The sequence below is a fragment of the Dyadobacter sandarakinus genome (assembly GCF_016894445.1).
Lineage (GTDB): Bacteria > Bacteroidota > Bacteroidia > Cytophagales > Spirosomataceae > Dyadobacter > Dyadobacter sandarakinus.
Genome location: NZ_CP056775.1, coordinates 2,126,316 through 2,139,458 on the forward strand (window position 1 = coordinate 2,126,316; position 13,143 = coordinate 2,139,458).

General features: G+C 49.7%; 16 protein-coding genes. All 16 read right to left on the reverse strand.

Annotated elements, in window-relative coordinates:
* Positions 1-148 precede the first annotated feature (148 nt).
* The gene (locus HWI92_RS08460) at positions 149-1,321 is read right to left on the reverse strand and encodes a DUF2062 domain-containing protein (protein WP_204662690.1); all 1,173 of its coding nucleotides are present in this window, start codon (positions 1,319-1,321) and stop codon (positions 149-151) included.
* A 70-nt stretch (positions 1,322-1,391) separates the two neighbouring features.
* Positions 1,392-1,748 (reverse strand): ApeI family dehydratase, encoded by a 357-nt coding sequence (locus tag HWI92_RS08465; RefSeq protein ID WP_204662692.1) that lies wholly within the window; start codon positions 1,746-1,748, stop codon positions 1,392-1,394.
* A 20-nt stretch (positions 1,749-1,768) separates the two neighbouring features.
* A complete protein-coding gene (gene lolA2, locus HWI92_RS08470; protein ID WP_204662694.1) occupies positions 1,769-2,395 on the reverse strand; it encodes a flexirubin biosynthesis/transport protein LolA2 in 627 nt (208 codons plus the stop codon).
* Positions 2,382-3,152 carry a polysaccharide deacetylase family protein gene (locus tag HWI92_RS08475; RefSeq protein ID WP_204662698.1) on the reverse strand — a complete coding sequence of 257 codons (771 nt, stop codon included), beginning with the start codon at positions 3,150-3,152 and terminating at the stop codon, positions 2,382-2,384. The genes lolA2 and HWI92_RS08475 overlap by 14 nt, the downstream gene beginning before the upstream one ends.
* Positions 3,142-4,107: a beta-ketoacyl synthase chain length factor gene (locus tag HWI92_RS08480; protein ID WP_204662701.1), complete on the reverse strand. Its 966-nt coding sequence runs from the start codon at positions 4,105-4,107 to the stop codon at positions 3,142-3,144. Before HWI92_RS08480 ends, HWI92_RS08475 begins: the two co-directional genes overlap by 11 nt.
* Positions 4,108-4,125: 18 nt before the next feature.
* Positions 4,126-5,322, reverse strand: a complete 1,197-nt coding sequence (locus HWI92_RS08485; protein ID WP_204662704.1) for a beta-ketoacyl-[acyl-carrier-protein] synthase family protein — start codon at positions 5,320-5,322, stop codon at positions 4,126-4,128.
* A gap of 3 nt (positions 5,323-5,325) precedes the next feature.
* Positions 5,326-5,583: a phosphopantetheine-binding protein gene (locus tag HWI92_RS08490; protein ID WP_204662707.1), complete on the reverse strand. Its 258-nt coding sequence runs from the start codon at positions 5,581-5,583 to the stop codon at positions 5,326-5,328.
* On the reverse strand, positions 5,558-6,235 hold the full coding sequence (locus HWI92_RS08495; RefSeq protein ID WP_204662711.1) for a hypothetical protein: 678 nt from the start codon (positions 6,233-6,235) through the stop codon (positions 5,558-5,560). Before HWI92_RS08495 ends, HWI92_RS08490 begins: the two co-directional genes overlap by 26 nt.
* A complete protein-coding gene (locus tag HWI92_RS08500; RefSeq protein ID WP_204662713.1) occupies positions 6,232-7,314 on the reverse strand; it encodes a beta-ketoacyl synthase N-terminal-like domain-containing protein in 1,083 nt (360 codons plus the stop codon). The genes HWI92_RS08495 and HWI92_RS08500 overlap by 4 nt, the downstream gene beginning before the upstream one ends.
* A gap of 46 nt (positions 7,315-7,360) precedes the next feature.
* Positions 7,361-7,774: an acyl-CoA thioesterase gene (locus HWI92_RS08505; protein WP_204662715.1), complete on the reverse strand. Its 414-nt coding sequence runs from the start codon at positions 7,772-7,774 to the stop codon at positions 7,361-7,363.
* 24 nt (positions 7,775-7,798) lie between these two features.
* Positions 7,799-8,218 (reverse strand): hotdog family protein, encoded by a 420-nt coding sequence (locus HWI92_RS08510; RefSeq protein WP_204662717.1) that lies wholly within the window; start codon positions 8,216-8,218, stop codon positions 7,799-7,801.
* Positions 8,215-9,084, reverse strand: coding sequence for a lysophospholipid acyltransferase family protein (locus HWI92_RS08515; RefSeq protein ID WP_204662719.1), 870 nt, complete (start codon positions 9,082-9,084; stop codon positions 8,215-8,217). Before HWI92_RS08515 ends, HWI92_RS08510 begins: the two co-directional genes overlap by 4 nt.
* Before the next feature lie 3 nt (positions 9,085-9,087).
* Positions 9,088-9,354 (reverse strand): acyl carrier protein, encoded by a 267-nt coding sequence (locus HWI92_RS08520; RefSeq protein ID WP_204662721.1) that lies wholly within the window; start codon positions 9,352-9,354, stop codon positions 9,088-9,090.
* Between the two features lie 176 nt (positions 9,355-9,530).
* Positions 9,531-10,748, reverse strand: coding sequence for a beta-ketoacyl-[acyl-carrier-protein] synthase family protein (locus tag HWI92_RS08525; protein WP_204662724.1), 1,218 nt, complete (start codon positions 10,746-10,748; stop codon positions 9,531-9,533).
* A gap of 3 nt (positions 10,749-10,751) precedes the next feature.
* A complete protein-coding gene (flxB, locus tag HWI92_RS08530) occupies positions 10,752-11,483 on the reverse strand; it encodes a flexirubin biosynthesis SDR family reductase FlxB (RefSeq protein WP_204662727.1) in 732 nt (243 codons plus the stop codon).
* Entirely contained in the window at positions 11,480-13,009 is a 1,530-nt protein-coding gene (flxA, locus tag HWI92_RS08535) for a flexirubin biosynthesis tyrosine ammonia-lyase FlxA (protein ID WP_204662731.1), read from the reverse strand. The genes flxB and flxA overlap by 4 nt, the downstream gene beginning before the upstream one ends.
* Positions 13,010-13,143: the final 134 nt, after the last annotated feature.

Genomic DNA, 13,143 nt, shown 5'->3' on the forward strand with positions numbered 1-13,143 from the left:
CTTTTTATAAAATTTTATAGACAAAAACCAGCCAGAATCAAGTTCCAGCAAAGCAACAGGTTGACCATCAGACACATCTGAGCGACAATACCATCACACTCATTTATATACCTATTCGCAGAATAAATTGCAGGAAATAAATTAAGAGCTATGCTACGACCCGCCTTTTTGACCTGAATACGGCCATCAGCACGTAGGAAAGGAGGAAGCCGGCAATACCAGCCGCAAAGGCCAGCAGCGTACCGCCGACAACGTATTGTACAAAGTTCAGATGAATGGACTGCAGCGTCAGGTTTCGGGCAGAAGAAGGGGCCGCGCCGGTATCGTAGAACAGCCTGCCAAACTGGTAGCTGGCAAAAATGATCATGGGTATGCAGGGAGGTATGCTGATGTTGGCTGCGGCGAGAAACAGCACTTTGTTCATCCTGAAAAATATAGCCAGCGGAATGCCGACCAGCAACTGAAAGCCCCAGATCGGCAAAATTCCCATAAAAAAGCCGAAGCCGATGGAGAGGGCCTTGCTCAGGCTGGTCTCTCCCGGCTTTGCCGCTTCATCGCGGATCATCCGCCACAATCCTTTTTTTTTTACCGTACCCAGCATGCGCTTGGGCAGGTAGTAAAGCAGCGTCAGGGTGACGAGCCAGGTATTCAGAATACTGATGCGGGTAAAATCCCGGATCGGCCGGAAGTGCGAGACACGTTCATTTTTGTCGTAAATGACATGGATGTTGACCGGGATAATCGGCACGTCTTTCCAGGCCAGCTTGACGATAACCTCAATCTCCGTTTCAAACTTGGTTGTAAAAAGACGGGTTTTGCGCAGCGGGCCGAGCGGGTACAGCCGGAAGCCGGTCTGGGTATCAGGCAGGGTAATGCCCGTTTCAACCTTAAACCAGAAATTAGAAAACTTGTTTCCGAAAGAGCTTCTCCCGGGAACCCCCTCCTGCTCCATATTGCGCGATCCCATGATCACCGCGCCCGGATGTGCCGCAGCTGCCTCTACAAACACGGGAATGTCCGAAGGAAGGTGCTGACCGTCAGAGTCAATCGTAATCACATTTTCATAGCCCAGGATCAGCGCTTCCTTGAACCCGCGCCGGAGGGAGTAGCCTTTTCCCCGGTTTTCGACGTTGTGAAGTACCCGTATCTTGACTCCGTAAGTGGACAAAATAAGCAGGGTACCGTCTGTCGAACCGTCGTTTACCACCACAATGTCCTGTCCGTCGGCATACTTGAGGGCTTCGTCAATTACCCTGCGGATGGTTGCCTCATTGTTATAGGTAGGTATTACAATGCAGCATTGAATGTCTTTGAGCGTCATTTGTTTAAAATCCAGATAGAAAAAAATTAAACATCATGAGTCGCGCTGAGTACTGAAAGGATATTGGGAGTTACAAATAAGTTGCTTGTGCTTTGAAAAAAACTACATCGCCGCTCGAAGCCGAGGCATTCACCTGAATTTGTTCGGCAACTTTCACCTGTATGTCAAAGGTAATTTCAGGATACCTGCCCGGATCGAGCACCTCAAGAAACTTGCATGTACGCAGGTTGCTAAGCCGCACCTCCCTGGCGAGGCAGTGTTCCAGGATTTCCTTGACAATCGCAAGCTGTACGACACCGGGTGTTACGGGAGCGCCGGGAAAATGCCCCAGATAAACCGGATGTCCGGCATCCAGCCTGATCCGGGAGGTGATTTTTTCGGGCGTTGACCGGAGACCGATGATTGCGTACAGGTCATTAAGGAACATGAGCAGCTTATATATGGTACTTACAAATTCGAAAACAGGCTATTGTCAATGGGTTCGTTAAAAACCTCATTCTGGAAGTGCATCACGCTGTGATCACCGTTTTTCTCGTAAAATGACAGCTCCTTCAAACGGGATGTCTTTTTCGAGAATACGAGTGTGATCTTTGCATAGACGTTTTTCATGCGGCGATTTGCCGGCACAAGGGTTACCATATGCTGAGCCTCGTTTTCGGCGCATGACAATGCAAAAGCCTTGTTTTCCTGAAAATCGCCATTGACCAGCCCGATCATGAGACTTTTAATCTGATCCGCCATTCTTCCCGCCGCGCCGGTGTTCTTTTCCTTCCCGTTTTCCGCGATCCGCAGTTTATCCCCGTTGATCAGCACGACGTATTTGACGGGCAGCTTCTGCTCCCACCGCATCTTATCACTCTTCTGATAGTAGAACAGGCCCGAAGACTGCTCCGGCGTCTTCAGTACGGAAAGAAACTTTTCCTCCGTATAGGCAGCACGGATGGAGCTGGTGGCCTGGGCTGTCTTCCTCAGCTCCTGCAAAACCTTCTCCGGATCTGCTACCGGCCGGAAATTTTGCGCCATCAAACCTGTATGGACAAACAGGCAGAGCAACAATATGCTAATCTTGTTCATAAGCTTCTTTCCTGATGAGGCGGGGCAGTGATTCAATACGGATTCCTTTTTGCTGACAATGCAAAATAATGTCTTCAAGACTTTCTGCGGTTACTTTCAGGGTATCATGCAGCAAAACAATATCCTTTTTTTTAAGCCGTGACAAAATTCTGCTGATCAGCTGGTACTTGTTGGACGCGCGCGTATCCAGGCTCCTCAGCGACCAGCCGACCGATTGCAGGCCGAGCTCCTCCATGACTGCCGCATACCTCGGATTGGTCACACCAAAGGGCGGGCGAAAGTATACAGGTTTTTTTCCAATGGTTTGGTAAACTACATCACGACACTTGGCAAGGTCACTTTGAAGCCGGTCTTTTGAAAAAAAACCTATCCAGTACGAGTGGCTGTAAGAATGGTTGGCAATGATATGCCCGTCCTCATCAATCTGCCGGACCAGGTGCGGGTACGCCGCTGCTTTTTTTCCGATAACAAAAAACGCAGCCCGGACATCATGCCGCTTTAATGTTGCCAGAATGTCGGGCGTAGTTACCGGGTCTGGGCCGTCGTCAAAAGTCAGTGCGATCGCGCGCCGCTCCCCTTTGTTAACCGATTTAAGAAAATAGTTGGAGCCGATGTTGAAGGCACCGTAGCTGACCAGCCCGAAATACACCACTGCAATCAAAGTGAGTACCAACCAGGCGAAGCCTGTTTCCCAGAAGATGATACCACTGAGTGCAAATACAGTAATAAAGGTGTATGTGGTAAAGTTATGCTTCAATGGAACGGAGGGCTATCAGGCCAAGATTATGTTTGTTCAGGTTATTACAAATCAGGATGTTACCGCTTGCAGGACCACTGTGGATCAGGTCGGCAGCCATATGCAGCCCGAAGGCCGCAGCCGTAGGATACACGCCCGAATAGTCAATCAGGTTCACGCATTGAGCTGGGCTGATGCCCATATCTGCAAAATGCTTTTTCATCTCATTTAACTCCTCAATCCCTGCCGCAAGCAACAAAACCATGCCTGTTTGATCCGGCTCCCAGGCATGTTGCGCCAGAAACTGGCTTGTAGCCGCCTTCCAGTCGCGCACCCCTGCCTCACTGAAAACATCCACGATTTCGGCCAGCGGATTGGCTGGTTTTTGATTTGTAACAACAAAAAAAGATGCGCCCGAAGTAAGCAAAGCCTGATCCATAAAGCCCAGGTTTGCAGCCACATCAGCCAGCAGCTCTATGGATTCATCCGCAGCGCCGACCAGTATGTCGGTCGTACCTTCCTCAGCAAGGAGCATGGCATCCAGCAATGCATTTTCAAAAGACAGGCTGTTTTGCGTGTGCGTCATATTGTACTCGTGATTACCGATACTCAATGAAATCTGACCTGCGATGGTATTGTGCGTTGACTGGATAAAGGCAGTAGGCGGCAGCAATCCCTGTATGGTTGTTGCATTGTTCAGGAACTTCTCGGTGTCGTGCAGACAACCCAGACCCGTACCCACTACGATGGCACCGGGCTGCTCCGTGCCGGCTTGCTGCAGACAGTCTTTGGCACATGCCACTGACATTCGCAGGATCTTGCTCATCCGCCTGAGCAGCCCTGCCTCAACATACTGCCGGTAATCGGGTGCAACAAGGGCCGAACCTGCCTGCAATGGTACCAATGCATCCGAAAATCCCGGATTCCCGAAGGCGGGCTGGTGACTGATGGTGGATGCGGCGGAAAGATATACCAAGGTGTGTGAGGTTTCGGGTTATTGCTCAGCAGGAGCGGAAAAAACAAGGGACGAATTATTACCGCCAAAACCGAACGAGTTGGAAAGTACTGCGTCTACCTTTACTCCTTTTTGCAGCTCTGCGACGGGTTTAAGCCCAGCTTCCTCAATGGGGTTCTGAAAGTTGAGGCTTGGATAAACAAGCTGGCTGGCAATAGCCTGCACGCAGAAAACCGCCTCGATCGCCCCGGCTGCTGCGAGGGTATGGCCGGTAAAAGGTTTGGTAGAACTAAACGCCGGCACTGCGTCTCCAAAGATGTTTTTCAATGCTACCGACTCGGAAAGGTCGTTGTTTTTCGTGCCGGTACCATGCGCATTGACGTAGCTGATACCCGATAGCGGCACACCGGATCGTGCAATTGCCTGACCAATCGCCAGCGTAGCGCCGGTACCTTCCGGCGAGGAGGCTGTCTGGTGGTAGGCATCAGCAGCATTAGCCCAGCCGGTAACAAGCGCCAGCGTTTTTGCACCGGAAAATGAAATGCTTTTTTCATTTTCCAAAAGCAGGAATGCAGCACCTTCACCGAGGTTGAGACCACTACGTGACTCGTCAAATGGACGGCACCATTGCTCATCATAGATCATCAGCGAGCGAAAACCATTGACTGTAAACGAAGTGAGCGCGTCGCTTCCTCCCACGAGCACGCGGTCCAGCTTGCCCTGGCGGATCATTCGCGCGCCGAGCATGATGGCATTCGCACCTGACGAGCAGGCTGTGGACAAGGTGGTGACGTAGCCCCGAATACCCAGGTAATCCGCTATTTTTTCGGTGGTACTGCCGCTATCATGCGTTTTGAGCAATGCATAATCCGGTTCAGAACCTGAGACCAGGTTTTTGTAGAACAACTCGCTGCGATCCATTCCCCCTACTGACGTGGCGGCAATCAGACCTGTGCGCAGTTCCGGGTTGTGCCGGTGACTGCCCCAAGCTTCCCGGGCGGCCAGCATACCGAGCAGCGAGGTACGGGAAACGTATGCAGTGTTCAGCGCAAGCATGGCCTTCAGCTTATCATTGGAAGCCTTGACCTCACCAGCCAGCAGCCCCTCATGGCCAGGCAGGTGGCGCGCCAGTCCGATGCCGGTTTTTGATCCGGTCAGCGATGCCAGGTTTTCCTCCGCCGACAACCCGGTGGCCGAAACAATGCCAATACCCGTAATCCGTACGCCGCTTTGCATGTGTTAATCCCTTTTGTTCCGGATGTACTCCGCCATTGCATTGACAGAGCGGAATGCATTTTTTCCCTCGTCCGGATTGGTTACCTGAATGCCGTGGTACTTATCCAGCAACACGATAAGCTCCAGTGCATCAATGGAGTCGAGGCCAAGCCCGGCGTCGTTGAAGAGCAACGTATCGTCCTGGATGTCGGCCGGTGCAATTTCTTCCAGATTCAGCTGTTCAATAATCTGTTTTTTAAGATCCTCCTTTAATGTATCCATCGCTAAGGTAAGTTGAGCTTTCTTTTAAGTCTGATAACGAACTATCCTGCTGCTTTAACGACTCGATGCTATCTGCACTGAATTCCAGCACATTATCAGCAGTATGTTCAACTAAAAATAACAAAACGTCGACCTTGTTTCCCACCACTTCAATCCAGCCGCAAAGCAGTGCGGCAGCTCCCGTTGACATCACTACCGGCGCATAATCGGTGTAAAAAGAGCCTGCGAATTTAGGTAAAACAGCAAACATCTGCTCGCCGTACCATTTGTTCAAAATTGCAATTTCTCCCAGTACAATATTGGGTAGCGTGTACACGAACAGCGAAGGACTGGGAGCGCCGCCTTGATCGTACGAGCGTATAAAACGAAGGTCCGTATCTGCACTGGACGAACAATTTGCAAAAAGCAGGGCAATACCATCATCCGGGTAATTCATGATACCGGGCCTTGCGCGCCGGATTAGCTCGCATGCCAGTACCCCTGCCTGGGTGAGCATATCCATTTTGTGGAATTTGGGATAAACAAATTCCTGCTCCTTATATATCTGTTTGAGCCAGGGATCTTCTGAGCCGGCATCCCGGTGTACGAGTACCTTGTAATCGACAATGCATTGCATCTCCGTGATCCGGCAAAAGCTGGTGATGGATGTCATAGCTGTCTGATCATCAATGATGCATTGCCGCCTCCAAAACCTGATGCAGTTTTTAACATCGTGCTAATCAATGCATTACTATTTTGTCTAACAACGTTAAGTTTTTTAGAGGTTCCAGATTCTTCAAAACCGGCGCTTTTCAACATGGTTCCTGCTTGCATCATCTTGACCGATGCGCAAACTTCAATCACGCCTGCAGCACCCAGCGTATGACCGAAATATCCCTTCATACTATTAAGCGGAACATCACTTAATCCTAGCCTGTCAAATGCAATCGACTCCATTTCATCATTGAATACCGTTGCGGTACCATGTGCAGAAATAAAGTCTACTTCATCTTCCCCTACGTTGTTCATCTTCATCGTTTTTACTACCGACCGGTACAGTCCCTCCCCGGTTCTTGACGGACCTGAGATGTGGTTGGCATCATTGGCGCCGGCACCAGCCAGTAGTACGGCAGGTTGTTCGCCATATACGTCCCTGCTTGCCGAAACAAGTACTGCCCCACAGCCTTCTCCCAGCGTGATACCATTCCGGTTTGCATCAAACGGTTTGCAGGGCTTATCGCTCACGGCAAAAAGTGACTGAAAACCATAGACGATAAAATCCGAAATCACGTCGCAGCCGATCACCAGTACGTGCTCATACTTTCCACATTTTATGAGCTGATATGCAGTATTGATCGCCAGTACCCCTGAAATGCATGCATTTGAAATAACGACGGGCGTATGTACCAGTTGAAAAATCCTCTGCAGCGAAGCAAGTGTTTCTGTAAACGGATCTGTTGTATGCGGGTCGAGTGCCCCTTTGGTGGAGCTGATGAGGAGCAGCGTTTTTTCAGACTGTATGATGGCAGGGTCCATACGCGTCTGAAGCCTCTTGATGATCGTATAAATAAGCGTCTGGAACTTGTTGCAGACAATCAGGCCGGGTATTCTGGAAAGGTAAAGCGTACTCTTATCAAACCCTGCCGACGGAACGGCCGCAATTCCCGAACGGTTTTCAGTCAGGGCTTTCCAGTTGCTCTCTATACCATCGCCCAAAGGACTGATTATTTCTTCGGCGCCTATAAAAATCATTTTGGCAATTCGGCTGCTATGGGTGGTTGTCTTTGAAAATGCAGTTTTAAACGTTGTTATCCTCTTTCCACTGCCTGTAAAAATCGGGGTTGATCAGTTCAAGCAGCCTGGTTTCACGTTCGAGAAAAACCTGTACGGTCTTCCCTACTGCACACAATTCTTTGGTGGTGAGGTTTACCACTTCATACTCGAACTGGATTTTGGCAGATTTGGCGGGCACGTACCGGGTAATTACTTTAATCACCTGCCCATAGTATACCGGAGCTTTATGATCTATTTCGGAGCGGACAATGGGTGTAAAGTAACCTTTGTCAAATATAGTCAGGTACTCAAGGCCGTATGTTTTGCCGAATGCCTCCCGGCCGTCTTCAAAAAATTTGAGGTAATTGCCATGCCACACAACACCCATGGCATCGGTTTCACTAAATCTTATATCAATTTCTATTTCGGAAGCAATCATAACCCATTCACAATGTCAGGAGCGTCATGGCGAGACCACAATTTTGATCTCACAACCGAGCAATATACGTCCTTCCATGAAACTTTCCCCTTTTACAAGGTAAATATTTCCGAGCTGATGGAGGGGAGTCACCACGGTTTGTATCACCGCTCCTACTGGCGGAAGTTCGGTAACTTCCAGCCTCCCGATCGCCCCTATAAACCCTATTTTGGGTTCTCCCTGAGCCGCTCTGTCGAGGTATGCAAATGATGCTGCACATGTTTGCGCCATGTTTTCAATCAGGCCGGTTGCCTGAAAAAAGCCATTTTGTACCAGCATATTCTGATCATGGATCAGGAAATCAGACTTAAACTCCTCAGCGGATGCGCTTAGCAGGTTATCAATCATGATAAAGGGTGCGCGATGCGGGATGTAACCGGAAATTGCCTCTTTACTGATTATCATTCACTAAAAAAATTGAAGTAATTAAACCACTGTTCCGGATAGTCGCGGACTTTCTTTTCCAGTTCCGCCACGTACAGGAGTGCCATTTCCTGCGGCTTCATACGTCCGTATACCGGCTGGGTGGCGCTCAGGTGATAGCTGCGGCTGCCATCCTTAGCAGCAAAAACAAAGGTCACCGGTGCATCAAACTTGGATGCAATCACAAACGGGCCCATCGGAAGCTTTGCCTTATTTCCAAGAAAATCGACTTCGAGAAAGCGGGCGCCTTCCATGTAACGGTCTGCATGGATCGCAATCAGTTCATTGTTGATCAAGGCATTGCGGATTGCGATCACATGCGAAAGGTCATCTTTGATGGCGATAATCCTGAACCTGGAACCTCCGGTGGACACATCCATAAACTTTTTGATACTCTCCACTTCAGCATCCAGCATAACCACGTTGATTGAAGCAGTAATGCGGCCTCTGAGCAGATTGCCGGCAGTTTCCCAGTTACCCAGGTGTGCGCTTAGTAAAATGCCACCTTTCCCCTCCTCCCGAATGTTAATCAGGTACTGCTCATTCTCAAAGCGGATCCTGAACTCATTTTCTTTACCCAAAAGAAATGCAGCCCTGTCCACCAGGGTCTGACCAAAAACATAGAAATTCCTTCGGATAAGTTGTTGCGCTTCCCTGCCCGTAATTTGGAGGGCCTGGCTGTAAAATGATTTCAACGCTGCCCGCGGCCGGGCAGCGAAGAGATAATAGTAGAAAGTGACGATTTTAAGAAGTCCGTAAGCAGCACCAAGACCGAATGTCCTGATAAAATACAGAAATATTTTGTAACCCGTCAGCGACCCTCTGGTCTTCCCATCCCAACGGCTCATGAACTATAATCCAAGTTTCCGGCGAACAAGCTGATAGAAGTCCCCGAAGGTGACAATTCCCCTGAAATCCTCCCCTGTGATCTTGACGTTCAGGTTTTCTTCAATGAGTACCACCAGGTCCACGTAATCCAGACTATCCAGATCGAGTGTATCTTTCAGGCTGTTCTGCGGGATGATCAAGTGCTTGTCTACCTCAAATTCTTCCGCAAGAAAATCCCTGATATCTTCAATTACTTCTTCCCAGGTCATTTTAACGTCGTTAGCATGCATGGCTTAAATGGGGTTATAGTTACTGATAGTTTAAAGGATATCCAAATTTTGCCGCACCTCAAAAATAGCTTGTAAAGCTTCTTTCCTGCTATCTGCCGCAGTAATTTGGTTTACAAATTTAATGATTTTTGACAGGTGCAAGCAGCCGCTTGCGAAAAACACACGAAGCCGGCAGGCTATACTTTGCGCAGGATCAGCGTAGAGTTGGTGCCGCCGAAGCCGAAGGAATTGGAGAGAAAGCAGTTGACAGGCTGCTGCCGGGTTTCTGCGACGATGTTGATCCGTGCGGAATCCTCGTCGGGGTTCTCAAAGTTGATATTGGGGGCAATAAAAGAATTTTGCATCATCAGCAACGTGTAGACGATCTCGCTGGCACCTGCCATCCAGCACTCATGTCCTGTCATGGACTTGGTGGAGCTCACCGGTACATTGCCGCCAAAAACCTCAAATATAGCCCGTGCCTCACTCCCGTCACCCACCGGCGTGGAGGTAGCGTGCGCATTGATGTAATCGATGTCGGATGTAGCTACGCCGGCTTGTTTCAGGGCCATTTGCAAGGATCTTACCTGGCCGTCCATGCTGGGGTTGGAGATGTGATCCCCATTCGAAGAGAAGCCATATCCCAGAAGTTCTGCAAGGATCGGCGCACCGCGTTTCTTTGCAGCTTCGTAGGATTCCAGGATAACTGTCGCGGCACCGCCGCTCGGAATAAGTCCGTCGCGGTCGCGGTCGAAAGGCCGGGATGCCCGCGTCGGCTCTGATTCGCGCACAGAAAAGGTACCAAGACCGTCGAAACTGGCCATCGCAGCCGGATTGATTTCCTGTGCCCCACCGCATACCACACGTTCCTGCAGACCCTGACTGATCATCAGGTAGCCCATTCCAATCGAGTGGGAACCGCTCGCACAGGCAGCACTCAGGGTAAAGTTGATGCCTTTCAGCCGGAAAATCGTTGAAAGGTTCATGTTGACCGTACTGTTCATATTCTGGAATATCGCGCCGCTCCCGATCAAAGTGGTATCACGTTTTTCCTTCACCTTGTCCACCGCCTCTACCACCGATGCGGCTGTACTGTCATTTCCGTAAATGATCCCGGTTTCGGTCTTTTCGAGATAATCTGCATCCAGCCCCGACTGCTCCATGGCTTCGCGGGTGGCCATATATGCGTACATGGCCGGCTGGTGCATGCCCATGCGCTGGCGGCGCGAGAGATAATTTTTCAGGTCTGGTTCAGAGACCATACCCGTCAGTGCAGAGCGGAAGCCAAAGTCTTTTCGTGCCGGATCGAAAACAATGCCGCTTTTACCCGAATATAACGATTGGGTCACCTCGCTCAGGTTTTCACCCAGGCAGGAGTAAATGCCAATTCCGGTAATAACGACACGATGACCCATGTATTAAGAATAAATTCCTCCGTTGATGTTGATGACTTCGCCCGTAATGTACGCAGCTTTTTCAGAAACCAGGAAACTGACCAGATGTGCCACCTCTCCGGCAGTGCCAAATCGGTTCATGGGTATCATTGGTTTCAGCTCGGCTTCGTTGAGGTCCTTGGTCATATCACTCGTAATAAATCCGGGCGCCACCGCATTCACGGTGATCTTCCTTTTTGCCACTTCCTGCGCCAGTGCTTTGGTGGCAGCTATGATCGCCCCTTTCGCAGCGGAGTAGTTTGTTTGTCCTGCAACGCCTTTCATACCCGATACCGATGCCACATTCACAATCCGGCCGGTACGCTTGCGCAGCATTTGCTGGATGGCGTTCTGCGTTACATTAAACAAGCCTTTTGCCGAAGTATTCATCACATCGTCCCAGTCTTTCTCCGGCATCCACATGAACAATCCATCCCTGGTAATCCCTGCATTGTTGACCAGAACACTGATGTGCTTGTCTTCGTTCTGTTCTTTCCAGGTATTCAGGGCTGCATCTACCTCACTTTTGACCTCTACATTAAACTGAAGAAGTACGCCGTCACCGCCGGCAGCCCTGATCTCAGCCAGTGTTTCCTGTGCGGCTTCGTGATTGGAGGAATAATTAACCAGAATATAAAGCCCATGATCGATAGCCAGTTGCACTGCAATCGCACGGCCCAACCCTCTTGACGCACCTGTTACCAATGCACAACTCATAGTGTAAAAGGTGTTTCTTTGATGTATTCAAAAACTGCTGCGATATTATCAGACTGAGGCACATCCTCGATCACGAATGGTGCCAGCCTGCGAATCTGGTTGTAAATGGATTTGCAGTTGGGGCTCAGCCTTTCACGCTCTTCCGTATCAAGCAGGTCCACTGCCTGGCAGATCGCCATGATGTGGATGGACATCACCTGGAAAGTATTGTCCAGGACCTGCTTGGCGATGACCGCACTGTTGGTACCCATACTTACAATGTCCTGATTATCATTGTTATTGGGAATACTGTGCACATATACTGACGTGGACAGCGACTGGTTTTCCGCGGTGGTAGAGGTAGCAGTAAACTGTACCCCCTGAAAACCGAAGTTGAGGCCCCAGGTTCCTGCATTGAGGAAAGGTGGAAACTTCCCGTTCAGCTTGCTATTCATGAGAAAGTTCAGCTGCCGCTCCATCAGCATCGACAATTTGGTCAGTACAATCTTGACCTTATCCATTTCCAGCGAAATATAATCCCCGTGAAAGTTACCTCCGTGAAAAACATTGTTTTCCTCAGGACTGACGATCGGATTATCATTCGTAGAGTTGAGCTCATTTTCAATTACTTCCTGTGCATAAAGTAAGGTATCGAGCACGGGACCCAGGATTTGGGGTACGCAGCGGATGGAATAATACTCCTGTATTTTGCGGTCAAATTCTTTACGCTGCATGGCCGTGTCGTCCCTGAAAAGTTCCTCACGGCTCCGGATCATCCTACTTCCCGCTACGAAGTTGCGCATTTGCTGAGCGATGGTTTGCTGGCCGCGATGGTGCTTGACGGCATTCAACTCCCGCGAAAACGAATCGTCAAATGCCTCAATGACCTCATTCAGCATGGCCGAGGCCGCTACCGCCCATTGCAGCAATCGTTTGGCATAAATCAGGTTCACAGCCGCTATGCCGGTCATGCATGAAGTTCCGTTGATCAGCCCGAGCCCGTCACGGAGTTCGAGCCTGAGCGGCTTGATGCCTTTCTGGTCCAGAACGTCACTGGCCTTTGTCCGCACGCCGTTTTGGTACACATATCCCTCCCCAATGAGGTTCAGACCAAGATGTGAGAGCTGCACAAGATCGCCGCTCGCCCCTACACTGCCATGTTCCAGAATTTCGGGCACAATGCCTTCATTCAGAAAGATCACCAGCTGACGGATCACGCCGGTACTCACGCCCGAGTTGCCCTGAAGAAATGCATTGAGCCGCGCCACCATCACACTCCGGGCATAAGTTTCGTCCAGCGCACGGCCGATCCCACTCGAGTGGCTGCGGATGAGATTGTACTGTAAGTGGTTCAGTTTATCAGATTCAATGCGGTACTGTGCCATGGGGCCGAAGCCCGTATTGATCCCGTAAATAATTTTATCTTTCGAAAAAGTAGTTAAAAACTGGTAGGATTCTGAAATTTTCCGGAGGGCGCTGTCTTCTAATATAAATTCCTTTTTTTCAAGGGCATACTGCTCAATTTGAGCTAATGAAATGCGATTCATTTAGTGACGTCGTAATGTAAGTGGGTGTAAAATAAACCTTTTTTTGCGGCTTTGGCAAACCGGAAGCACCAGGGTCAGAACCCTCCAAAAGTTGCCTGAACTATTGATTTGCTTAATTTTGTGATACACTCGCT

What these genes read in the sequence shown, in the direction of transcription:
- HWI92_RS08460 (WP_204662690.1), bottom strand. Translation starts at nt 1,321, where the DNA reads ATGACGCTCAAAGACATTCAATGCTGCATTGTAATACCTACCTATAAC.
- HWI92_RS08465 (WP_204662692.1), bottom strand. Translation starts at nt 1,748, where the DNA reads ATGTTCCTTAATGACCTGTACGCAATCATCGGTCTCCGGTCAACGCCC.
- lolA2 (WP_204662694.1), bottom strand. Translation starts at nt 2,395, where the DNA reads ATGAACAAGATTAGCATATTGTTGCTCTGCCTGTTTGTCCATACAGGT.
- HWI92_RS08485 (WP_204662704.1), bottom strand. Translation starts at nt 5,322, where the DNA reads ATGCAAAGCGGCGTACGGATTACGGGTATTGGCATTGTTTCGGCCACC.
- HWI92_RS08490 (WP_204662707.1), bottom strand. Translation starts at nt 5,583, where the DNA reads ATGGATACATTAAAGGAGGATCTTAAAAAACAGATTATTGAACAGCTG.
- HWI92_RS08495 (WP_204662711.1), bottom strand. Translation starts at nt 6,235, where the DNA reads ATGACATCCATCACCAGCTTTTGCCGGATCACGGAGATGCAATGCATT.
- HWI92_RS08500 (WP_204662713.1), bottom strand. Translation starts at nt 7,314, where the DNA reads ATGATTTTTATAGGCGCCGAAGAAATAATCAGTCCTTTGGGCGATGGT.
- HWI92_RS08505 (WP_204662715.1), bottom strand. Translation starts at nt 7,774, where the DNA reads ATGATTGCTTCCGAAATAGAAATTGATATAAGATTTAGTGAAACCGAT.
- HWI92_RS08510 (WP_204662717.1), bottom strand. Translation starts at nt 8,218, where the DNA reads ATGATAATCAGTAAAGAGGCAATTTCCGGTTACATCCCGCATCGCGCA.
- HWI92_RS08515 (WP_204662719.1), bottom strand. Translation starts at nt 9,084, where the DNA reads ATGAGCCGTTGGGATGGGAAGACCAGAGGGTCGCTGACGGGTTACAAA.
- HWI92_RS08520 (WP_204662721.1), bottom strand. Translation starts at nt 9,354, where the DNA reads ATGCATGCTAACGACGTTAAAATGACCTGGGAAGAAGTAATTGAAGAT.
- HWI92_RS08525 (WP_204662724.1), bottom strand. Translation starts at nt 10,748, where the DNA reads ATGGGTCATCGTGTCGTTATTACCGGAATTGGCATTTACTCCTGCCTG.
- flxB (WP_204662727.1), bottom strand. Translation starts at nt 11,483, where the DNA reads ATGAGTTGTGCATTGGTAACAGGTGCGTCAAGAGGGTTGGGCCGTGCG.
- flxA (WP_204662731.1), bottom strand. Translation starts at nt 13,009, where the DNA reads ATGAATCGCATTTCATTAGCTCAAATTGAGCAGTATGCCCTTGAAAAA.